Source organism: Streptomyces lonarensis (assembly GCF_012033735.1).
Taxonomy (GTDB): domain Bacteria; phylum Actinomycetota; class Actinomycetes; order Streptomycetales; family Streptomycetaceae; genus Streptomyces; species Streptomyces lonarensis.
Map to the genome: position 1 here is coordinate 1 of NZ_JAAVJD010000193.1, position 10,102 is coordinate 10,102.

Annotated in this window: 6 protein-coding genes and 1 pseudogene; 2 read left to right on the forward strand and 5 right to left on the reverse strand. The window is 76.7% G+C overall.

Translation table 11 applies throughout. From position 1 onward, the window contains the following. Positions 1-3,581 (forward strand): annotated as a pseudogene (locus HCN56_RS19675) (hypothetical protein); the annotation flags it as partial. Next, on the forward strand, positions 3,487-4,575 hold the full coding sequence (locus HCN56_RS19680) for a class F sortase (protein ID WP_167973016.1): 1,089 nt from the start codon (positions 3,487-3,489) through the stop codon (positions 4,573-4,575). The pseudogene HCN56_RS19675 and the gene HCN56_RS19680, both read left to right, overlap by 95 nt. A 1-nt stretch (position 4,576) precedes the next feature. Here the strand turns inward: HCN56_RS19680 and HCN56_RS19685 are convergent, their stop codons facing one another. From HCN56_RS19685 to fbaA, 5 genes are all read right to left on the reverse strand, one after another. After that, positions 4,577-5,374, reverse strand: a complete 798-nt coding sequence (locus tag HCN56_RS19685; protein ID WP_312871307.1) for an alpha/beta hydrolase family protein — start codon at positions 5,372-5,374, stop codon at positions 4,577-4,579. A 205-nt stretch (positions 5,375-5,579) separates the two neighbouring features. Beyond that, complete coding sequence (gene kynU, locus HCN56_RS19690; protein ID WP_167973018.1) at positions 5,580-6,941, reverse strand: kynureninase; 1,362 nt, start codon at positions 6,939-6,941, stop codon at positions 5,580-5,582. Further along, on the reverse strand, positions 6,934-7,776 hold the full coding sequence (locus HCN56_RS19695; protein WP_167973019.1) for a tryptophan 2,3-dioxygenase family protein: 843 nt from the start codon (positions 7,774-7,776) through the stop codon (positions 6,934-6,936). The genes kynU and HCN56_RS19695 overlap by 8 nt, the downstream gene beginning before the upstream one ends. A gap of 426 nt (positions 7,777-8,202) precedes the next feature. Continuing rightward, on the reverse strand, positions 8,203-8,625 hold the full coding sequence (locus HCN56_RS19700; protein WP_167973021.1) for a DUF3151 domain-containing protein: 423 nt from the start codon (positions 8,623-8,625) through the stop codon (positions 8,203-8,205). 188 nt (positions 8,626-8,813) lie between these two features. Continuing rightward, positions 8,814-9,836: a class II fructose-bisphosphate aldolase gene (gene fbaA / locus HCN56_RS19705; protein ID WP_167973023.1), complete on the reverse strand. Its 1,023-nt coding sequence runs from the start codon at positions 9,834-9,836 to the stop codon at positions 8,814-8,816. Between the last annotated feature and the right edge of the window lie 266 nt (positions 9,837-10,102).

Genomic DNA, 10,102 nt, shown 5'->3' on the forward strand with positions numbered 1-10,102 from the left:
GGCGGCACCCCGCGACCGCACCCGCCGCGCCGGGCCCGGCAGCCGCCGGGCCGGGCTCGGCCGATCCCCCTGCCGACGACGACCGCACCACCGCCGCGACCGCGCAGGCCGACGACGCGACGCAGGTCGCAGAGGCCGACGTCGCTGCGGAGACGGACCACTCCGCGGCGACCGGCGACGCCGCGAACAGCGAGGGCACAGCCGCCGTTCGGACAGCGGGCCTCCGGACGGCGCGCGCCGCGCACGGGGCCACCGCCCTCCGGCACGGCCCCACCACGGACTCCGACGAGACCGGCGAGGCCGGCGAGACCACCGCCCCGGAGAGCGCGGCAGCGGCGGAGCCGGCCGAACCCGCCTCCAACGGCGACGGCGACGCGGCGACCACGGCTGCCGAGCGACGACGTGCCGCCGGCGAGCCGGACACCACGACCGACCCGCTCGTGCGGGGCGACGCCCCTGCGGACACCGGCAGCACCGGCAGCACCGGCACGAGCGACGCGGCCGACTCCGGCACCACCGAGGCGGACAGCGACCGGGCCGACGACGCAGCAGCGAGCCGCAGGACCGCGTCCGTGTCGGAGGGACCCTCCCCGGGCACCGACACCGACGGGCACACCGACACCGACGGGCACACCGACGCCGACGGGACGTCGGAGTCGCAGTCGGCGCCCGAGCGAGAGGACGCGTCGGAGCTTCGGGCCGGGGGCGAGCGCCGTTCGCGGCTGCGCGGCCGGCTGCGTTCGCTGCTGTCCACCAGCGGCGACAGCCCCGACAACGACCCGTCCCGGTACGCGGACTCGTCCGCCCGCCGCACCCACGCACCCCGCACGGTGGCCACGGCTGTGGACCAGCCCACGGACGAACTCGCCACCACGGAGTCCGCCGACGCCCCGGCCTCACCCGCAGCGCCGAAGGCGCCCGTCGCGCCGCCCGTGCAGCAGCCCGCCGCAGCGGACCCGGAGCCGCACAGCGGCGCCGGCGCACCCTCGGCCCCGCGGCCGGGCGAGCGGGGCGAGCCGGCCCCGGCTGCCGTCTCCTTCCCGACGGCAGACGTTGCGGAAGGGGCGGAAGGGGCGGAAGGGGCGGAAGAGGCGGACGACAGGAGCCAGGCGGCGGAAGCAGCCGAAGGCGAGGGCCCTGGCCCGGCCGGCGCCCCCGCCGCAGACCCCGACGACGACGCTCCGGCGCAGCCGGCCACCGTCCGCACCGCGCCCCATCCGGTCGGCGCCACAGCCAGCCGCACCCTCGACGCCGAACAGGCCAAGACCGCCGCCACCGCACCGGACACCGAGCCCGAGCCACACCCCGAGGTGGAGGCTGCGGACGCCGACAGTGCGGCGGAGCCCGCCGAAGGCACCTCGCCGGCCGCGCCCGCCCCCGGCACCACCTCCCTCCGCACCACGCTCCACCCCGTCGGCGCCACAGCCAGCCGCACCCTCGACGCCGAACACGCCAAGACCGCCGCCACCGCACCGGACACCGAGCCCGAGCCACACCCCGAGGTGGAGGCTGCGGACGCCGACAGCACGGCGGAGCCCGCCGAAGGCACCTCACCGGCCGCGCCCGCCCCCGGCACCACCTTCTTCCACACCACGCTCCACCCCGTCGGCGCCACAGCCAGCCGCACCCTCGACGCCGAACACGCCAAGACCCCCGCCACCAACGCAGACACCGACGCAGACACCGAGGCCGACGCCGAGTTCCAGCCCGAGGCCGCCGATGCGGAGGCGGCAACGGCCGAGCACCGGTCCGAGGCGGAGGCCGCGCCCGGGGCGGACAACCGGGTGGCGGCGCCGTCCCCCGGTACCTCTGCCGCTGCCCCGGCTCCGGGGGCCGTCTTCATGGTTCCGGCGCCCCCGGCCGTTCCGCCCGTGGTTCATCTCGGGCGATCCGCCGGGGCGCCCGCGCCCGGCCGTGTCTTTCCGCCCCCGGGTTTCCCGCAGCTGCCGGGGACGTCCGCGGCGCGCCCTGCGGCTGCCACCGTCTTCGAGCTCCCGCCCTTCCCGCCGCTCACGGACGCGCCCTCGACGGCTGCGGCCGGTCCGAGGCCGGGCACCTCGCCTGCGGCGCCCGCGCCGGGCGTCGTCTTCGCCGTGCCGGCATTCCCGGCCGTGCCGGGCTGCTCGGCCGCCCGGCCCGCGTTCGGCGTGGTCTTCGCGCTGCCGACCCTCTCCGAGGTGGCGGCCGTGGCGGAGCCGGGAGTCCGTGCTGCGGACGCGGACGAACCGGCCGCGTCGGTCACCCAGCCCGCCAGACCCGCCGTGGTGACCGCCGCCCCGTCCCCGCTGCCCGTGGCGGCGGCCGGCGGTTCGCCGACCCCGGCGGCGGAGCCCTGCGCTGCCGGCGCGGAGCCGCCGCAGCTCGCGCTGTTCGACCTTCCGGAGTCGGCGGCGGTGGTCGAGGCCGCTCTCGCCGGGCCGCCGGACGACGCGGATTCAGCGGAGCCGACGCCGACGACCGCGCCGGTTCCAGCTGCCGAGTCCGTCAACTTCGCGGCGACCGGCAGCGGTTGCGCCGTCTCTGCCGATGCCCCGGGCACCGGCGGCACCGCCCACCTCGACGCCGTCCACCGGAACGGCACCGCGATGGTGGTGCCGCCGGTGCCGTCCGCCCCGCCGCTGGTGCCTGGCGGCGAGGCCGCGGACGGTCCCGGGACCTCGTCGGGGGCCCCAGCCGCTCCGATCGCCCAGCCGTGGGGTACCGGGCCGACGCCCATGCCGCTCCCGATGGGAGCCTTCCCGCTGGTCACCCGGGTCACCTCCCGGATGGCGGGGGCTCCTGCGCCCGCCGGGCAGCAGCCGGCGGACCCGTCCGCCGGCGATGGCGACGCCGTCCGCACCACGGGCGGCGAGGCGGTCGGGCCGCACGTGGACCGAGTGCCGGACGCAGCCGATGCGCCGCACGGTGAATCGGGCGCGGTGGAGCCGGGTCCGCACGCTCCGCCCGCGGGCGAGCCGTCGGACGCCGACCACCTGAGGGGGACGGACGAACTGCCGGACGGCGCTTCCGACGGCGCTGAAGAGCCCGGACAGGTACCGGAAGCGGGCCTCCCGACTGCGGACGACCAGGCGGCCGCGTCCCACCTCGACCTGCCGAGCCCCGGCCCGGCCGAAGCCGAGACCGACCACGAGACCGGCGGGTTCCGGGCCGAGGACGGCGCCCGCGACGCCGACAACGGCGACAACGCCGACGACGGCGACAACGAGACCGACACCGACGGGCCGTGCCAAGCACGCCGCCCGGCGGCGGGTCCGGGTCCCCGCGCCGGTGCGCCGGGTCGCGGCGCTCCCCGGCCGCGGGGTCCGGACGCTGCGCCGGTTCCCGTGGCAGCAGTGCCGCGCGGCGGCCCGCTGGGCGGCCGGCGGGTCGTACGACACGGAGCAGGACCGCAACCGGACCCGGCCGCAGCGGTTGGCCCCGCGCAGCCGCCGGATGGAGGGCGCGGCGGTCGTCGGCTCCGTGATGCTGTGTCTGCTGGTGGGGGCGATGGCTCCGGGCAGCGAGCGGCACGGGGACGAGACGCACGCCGCCGCCGGCGTGCAGGCCCCCGCCCCGGGGCCCGCCGCCGAGGGTTCCGGTGAGGCGCTGGCCAGGTCGGAACCCACCCGCATCCGGGTGCCGCACATCGGGATCGACGTGGAGGTCTTCGGCGCCGACCTGGACCCGGACGGCGGCCCGCCGACCCCGGCCGAGGAGGACGCGATGCGCGCCGCCTGGTACGCGGGCGGTGTCAGCCCCGGCGAGAACGGGGCCTCGCTGATCGTCGGGCACCTGGACACCATGACCGGGCCCGCGGCCTTCGCCGGCCTGGGGATGCTGGAGCCCGGTGGCCGTATCGAGGTGGACCGGGAGGACGGCACGACGGCGGTCTTCACCGTGGAGGCGGTGGAGCAGTACCCGAAGCAGGACTTCCCGAACGACCGCGTGTACGGCGCGACGGACGACGCCCAGCTGCGGCTGATCACCTGCGGCGGCCGATGGACGGCGGACGGCGGGTACGACGCCAACATCGTCGCCTACGCCCGGCTCGGTGACGGCACGGCGGGGGCGGACGGCGACGGATTCGGCACCGACGGTGCGGAGGGGTTCGGTACCGACGGCGCCGAGGGGGCGGACACCCCGGCGCCCGGCGACGCCGGCCAGGGCAACGCCGGCCGGCCCGGTGGCGACCCGGAGTTCCCGTACTACCCGTTCGTGCCGGAGGGCGAGCGCGGCGACCACGCGCCGGCCGGGCCCGGCGCCGCAGACCCGACCAGCTTCAGCGGGGTCGGGCTCCTGGAGACGCTGGACGGCGTGCGCTCGCTGTCCGACCTGCCGGGGTTCGACGCCTCCCGATGGACGGGGGCCTCCGGCTCGCCGGCCGACCCGTTCGGCGGCGCCCTGCCGGACGCCTTCGAGGCACCGGACGGGTTCGGCGCGGTCAACGAGTGGGACGCTGCCGCGGGCAGCGGGCCCGGGGACTGGTCCGGCGACGGGTTCGACACCGGGCCCGGCAGCGGCCTCGGTGACCAGGTGGAGCCGTTCGTACCGGAGTTCGCGCCCGGTGAGGTGTTCGGCGCCCCGGACGGGGCGTAGTTCAGCGAGCCGGCCGGGCTTCCGCCAGCAGGTTCCGGAGGGCGAGCGCCAGCGTGGTGAACGCCGGGGTCTCCGGCAGGAACGGCGCGTAGTGGCCGACCCCGGGCAGCCGCAGGAGCTGCGCGGGGTGCCGGTCCGCGTAGGCGACGGCCTGTTCCATCGGCACCTGGCCGTCGGCGGTGCCGTGCACCAGGGTGACCGGCCCCTGCGGCGGCGGCATGGTCATCGGGTCGGTCTCGGCGAGGAGCCCGCGCCAGTCGTCGCCGAGGAACTCCCGTACCGCGCCGGAGCCGAGGTCGCGGGCGACGGCGTCCGACAGGTCGGTGACGGCGTTCACCGCGACCGTGTGGTGCAGCAGCTGGGGCAGTCGGGACGCGGCCCACAGGGCGAGGTGGCCGCCGGCGGAGTGCCCGGCCAGCACCAGCGGGCCGGGCAGCCGGGTCAGCACCTCCCGCACGTCGTCGAAGGTCGCCGCGTGGCCGGCGTCGCCCCGGCGGTACTCGACGAGGGCGACGGGCATGCCGTGGCCCGCCAGGGCGGCGGCGAACGGCGAGAGGTGCCGCCGGTCGTAGGTGCCGCGCCAGAACCCGCCGTGCAGCAGGACCAGCAGCGGGCCGTCACCGGCCTCGCCGTAGTGGTCGACGCGTTGGTCGGGGTGGTCGCCGTACTGCTCGGTGCGGTCCGGCTGCTTGGCCGTCAGCCGCAGCAACTCCCGCATCTCGGCGGCGTCCTGGCCGCTCTCGACGGCCCTGGGCGGCCCGTCCCCGGCGCCGTCCGCCGTCGGTGCCTCGCCGCTCACGCGACTCCCCTTCCGTCGTCCCGACGTTCTGAGCCCGGATGTTCCCGCCCCGGATGTACTCGCCCCGGTGTGTCCACAGCTGTGGACACACCGGGTGCACCCGCCCCATGGCACCACATTCCGCCCGGCCGCGCCGAGCCGCTCCCCCGGGCGGCGCGGCGTCCGGCGCACCCGCCGGGGCGGGCGCGCCGGAGGCTCGGCCCGGTCAGGCCCCGGCGGGCGGCCCCGCCGGCTCCTCGGCCAGGACCTCGGCCAGGACCTCGGCGGCGCGCAGCGCGTCGCCGTAGGAGGTGTACAGCGGTGTGAAGCCGAACCGCAGCACGTCGGGACGGCGGAAGTCCCCGACCACGCCGCGGCGGATCAGCTCCCCCATCACCCGCTCCGCCCCCGGGCAGTGCAGCGCGACCTGGCTGCCGCGCCGCTCCGGCTCGGCGGGGGTCAGGGAGGCGACACGACCTGCCGGGACCAGCTCCGCCACACACGCGAGGAAGAAGTCGGTCAGCGCCAGGCTCTTCTCCCGGACCTGCCCGAGATCGACGCCGTCCCACACCTCCAGCGCGGTCTCCAGCGCCAGCATCGACAGGATGTCGGGGGTGCCGACCCGGCCGCGCACCGCGCCCTCGGCCGGGGTGTAGCGGTCGGCCATCGCGAACGGCTCGGCGTGGGAGTTCCAGCCGGGCAGCGGGGAGTCGAAGGCCGCCTGGTGGTGGGACCGCACGTAGAGGAACGCCGGGGCGCCCGGACCGCCGTTGAGGTACTTGTACCCGCAGCCGACCGCGAGGTCCGCGCCGTCGGCGTCCAGTCGCACCGGCAGGGCTCCGGCACTGTGGCAGAGGTCCCAGACGGTGAGCGCGCCGGCGGCGTGCGCGGCGGCCGTGATCCCGGGGAGGTCGTGCAGCTCACCGGTGCGGTAGTCCACGTGGTTGGCGAGCACCACCGCGGTGCGGGGCCCGACCTGTTCGGCCAACTCACCCATGGGGACAGGTCGGACGGTGCGGCCGGTCATGCGGGCGGCGGAGGCGGCGATGTAGCCGTCGGTGGGGAAGGTCGCCGCGTCGACGAGGATCTCGTCACGCGCGGGTGCGTCGCCGGCGGCCTCACGGCCGTCCGCGATCCGCACCGCGGCGATCAGCGCCTTGAAGATGTTGACGCTGGTGGAGTCGCCGACGACGACCTGGCCCGGCGCGGCGCCGATCAGCGGTGCGATCCGGTCGCCGACCCGTTCCGGGGCCGTCCACCAGCCGGACTCGGTCCAGGAGCGGATGCGCAGCTCGCCCCATTCGCGGGCGACGACCTCGGCCAGCCGGCCGGGCACGGCCGCGGGAAGGGCGCCGAGGGAGTTGCCGTCCAGGTAGACGGTGTCGTCCAGGACGAACGCCTTCCGGAGGTCCGCGAGCGGGTCGGCCGCGTCGAGGGCCGCGGCGCGCGCGGCGAGTCCCGACGGCGGGACGCCCGCACCGGTCGCCGCCGGATCGGCGGTCGGGGCAGCGGTCGGGGCAGCGGTGGGGGCAGCGGTGGGGGCAGCGGGACCCGCGGTGCGGGCCCCGCCGGGGGTGGTCTCAGACATGGCTTCGGGCCGTCCAGAGTTCGGGGAACACGTTCTTGCGGGCACGCTTCTCCAGCCAGGCGACGCCGGCGGAGCCGCCGGTGCCGACCTTGGAGCCCATGGCGCGACGGGTCGCGACCAGGTGGTCGTTGCGCCAGCGCCAGACCAGCTCGCCGACCTCGGTCAGCCCCTCGCCGAGCCGGACCAGCTCGCTCTCCTGGTCACCGCGGTACACCTCGGCCCAGACGGCCTCCAGCTCCGGGTGGGGCTCGTGGCGGGCGGTGGGCTCCCGGTCGAGGACGGCGGCCGGGACGGCGAGGCCGCGGCGGTGCAGCAGCCGCAGCGCCTCGTCGTAGAGGCTCGGCTCCGCCAGCGCCTTCTCCAGCTCGGCGTGGACCCGCGGCGCGCCCCGGTGGGGCACCAGCATCGACGCGGACTTCTCGCCGAGGAGGAACTCCATGCGCCGGTACATCGCCGACTGGAAGCCGGAGCCCTCGCCGAGCGCGGAGCGGTAGGCGTTGAACTGGGCGGGCGTGAGGTGCGCGATCGGCTTCCAGGAGGCGTTGAGCGCCTCCAGCTCCCAGCAGGAGCGGCGCAGCGCCACCAGGGCGCCGGGGATGTCGTCGCCGCGCAGCGCGGCGGAGGCGGTCTCCCACTCGTGGACGATGACGGTGAACCACAACTCCATAACCTGGGTGGTCACCAGGAACACCATCTCGCCCGGGTCGTCGGAGCGGAGGTGCTGAAGGTGGGTGAGGACGTCCGCCTGGACGTAGTCCTCGTAGGGCGTGGTGCCCTGGAAGTCGAGATTGGGCAGGTCGGTTTCGCCGACCGCGGGCGCGGACTGGTGCGACATCGCTGTCTCCGTGACGTCTTGCCTCCGGGTAGCGGTCCGCCCCTTCCTTCCGGTGTGGGAGCCCCGGTCCCCTCAGACCTCCGCTCGCGGGACGCTGCCGCGCGGCGGGGCCTGTTGGCATCATCGGGGGCGCACGCGGAATCGGCAAGGGCGGCACCGGCCACCTCGCGGCGGCGTGACGGAGGCGACACGGCAGGTGGGGGCGGGGGCGCGTCCCGGCGTGCGGCGCGCGGCGGCGGACCGCGGAGCCTCCCCCGCCGACAGGCCCGAACGGGGCAACGGCGCAGCCGGCGCGGGCCGGCACAGCGGCACAGCGGCACAGCAGGAGCGGACCCGGGAGCGGACCCGGGAACGGGAACGGGGCCCGCCGGAGGGCGGGCGCCGCGAGGGGGCCGGGTCCCGCGCCGCGGCGGCGCGGGGCGGGGCTCAGTCGGTGGCGGAGAGGGTCTCCGCGGCGACGGGCGAGCTGTCCTTGAGGAACGTCCGGCAGCGCTCGTGCTCCTCGGTCTCGCCGATGGCCTGGGCGGCGCGGGCGAGGGCGTGCAGCGCGCGGAGGAAGCCGCGGTTGGGCTCGTGCTCCCACGGCACCGGGCCGTGGCCCTTCCAGCCGCTGCGGCGCAGCGAGTCCAGACCGCGGTGGTAGCCGGTGCGCGCGTAGGCGTAGGAGGCCACGGGGTCGCCGGACTCGAAGGCGTCGTCGGCGAGCTGGGCCCAGGCCAGCGAGGACGCGGGGAAGCGGGCCGCCACGTCGGAGGGCTCGGTGCCGCCGGCGAGTGCCTCGCGCGGCTCCGGGTCGTCGGGCAGGTGGGTCGGGGGAGGTCCCCCGAGCAGGTTCTCGTACGTGGACATGGTTCCAGTCTGCCTGGTCCGCCGGAGCGCACGGACCGGTCCCGGCCGGGCGGCACCGCGGCAGCCCGGCGGCGCGGCCGAGGCGCGGTGCGCCTGCCGGGGGCGGCAGCCGGACGGGCCGGGGAGCGGTGTCGCTCCCCGGCCCGTCGGGTACGGCCGTCACGGGCGCCGGGGGCGCCCGCGGTGGATCACTTCAGGCGGGTGCCGGTGGAGCGCAGGTCGGCGCAGGCGCGGGTGACGCGCTCGGCCATCGAGCCCTCGGCCAGCTTGCCCCAGCTGCGGGGGTCGTACGTCTTCTTGTCGCCGACCTCGCCGTCGACCTTCAGCACGCCCGCGTAGTTGCGGAGCATGTGGTCGGCGACGGGGCGGGTGAAGGCGTACTGGGTGTCGGTGTCGAGGTTCATCTTCACGACGCCGTTCTCCAGCGAGGTGGCGATCTCCTCGGGGGTGGAGCCCGAGCCGCCGTGGAAGACGAAGTCGAACGGCTCCTGCTTGCCGTACTTGGCGCCGACGCCCTCCTGGAGGTCCTTCAGCAGCTCGGGGCGGAGCACGACGTTGCCGGGCTTGTACACGCCGTGCACGTTGCCGAAGGAGGCCGCGAGCAGGTAGCGGCCGTGCTCGCCGAGGCCGAGCGCCTCAGCGGTGCGCAGCGCGTCGTCGACGGTGGTGTACAGCTCGTCGTTGATCTCGTGGGTGACGCCGTCCTCCTCGCCACCGGTCGGGGTGATCTCGACCTCAAGGATGATCTTGGCGGCGGCGGCCAGCGTCAGCAGCTCGCGTCCGATCTCCAGGTTGTCGGCGAGGGTCTCGGCGGAGCCGTCCCACATGTGCGACTGGAACAGCGGGTGCTGACCGCGCTCGACGCGCTCGCGGGAGACCTCCAGCAGCGGGCGGACGTAGCCGTCCAGCTTGCCCTTGGGGCAGTGGTCGGTGTGGAGCGCGATGTTGACCGGGTACTTCGCGGCCACGACGTGCGCGAACTCGGCCAGCGCGACCGAGCCGGTGACCATGTCCTTGGAGTACTGGCCGCCGAGGAACTCCGCGCCGCCGGTGGAGATCTGGACGATGCCGTCGCTCTCCGCCTCCGCGAAGCCGCGCAGGGCCGCGTGCAGCGTCTGGGTCGAGGTGACGTTGATGGCCGGGTAGGCGAACCTGTTTGCCTTCGCCCGGTCGAGCATCTCGTTGTAGACCTCAGGGGTCGCGATGGGCATCTGTCCGCTCCTCGGGGTGTGCGGTGTCGGTCACGCGGGTCGCCGCGATGCGGCGCGGGCGCGCCGCACGGCCCGGCGAACTCCGGTGGGGCGCCCGACCTCGCCCACCGGCCCGCGGGCCACGGAGACGACCACTGCGTCGTCTGAGTCCCGCCCATCCTCGCAGACGACCCCGCCCGGGTCAGCCCGGCCCGCGCACCGGCGCCGGGCGGCAGGCCCGGCCGGCGGCCGGCGCGGCGGTGGTCCACCGGCCGGAGCTGCGGGGG

Excerpts from the sequence above, each read along its gene's own strand:
- HCN56_RS19680 (WP_167973016.1), top strand. The coding sequence starts at position 3,487 with ATGGCTCCGGGCAGCGAGCGGCACGGGGACGAGACGCACGCCGCCGCC.
- kynU (WP_167973018.1), bottom strand. The coding sequence starts at position 6,941 with ATGTCTGAGACCACCCCCGGCGGGGCCCGCACCGCGGGTCCCGCTGCC.
- HCN56_RS19695 (WP_167973019.1), bottom strand. The coding sequence starts at position 7,776 with ATGTCGCACCAGTCCGCGCCCGCGGTCGGCGAAACCGACCTGCCCAAT.
- HCN56_RS19700 (WP_167973021.1), bottom strand. The coding sequence starts at position 8,625 with ATGTCCACGTACGAGAACCTGCTCGGGGGACCTCCCCCGACCCACCTG.
- fbaA (WP_167973023.1), bottom strand. The coding sequence starts at position 9,836 with ATGCCCATCGCGACCCCTGAGGTCTACAACGAGATGCTCGACCGGGCG.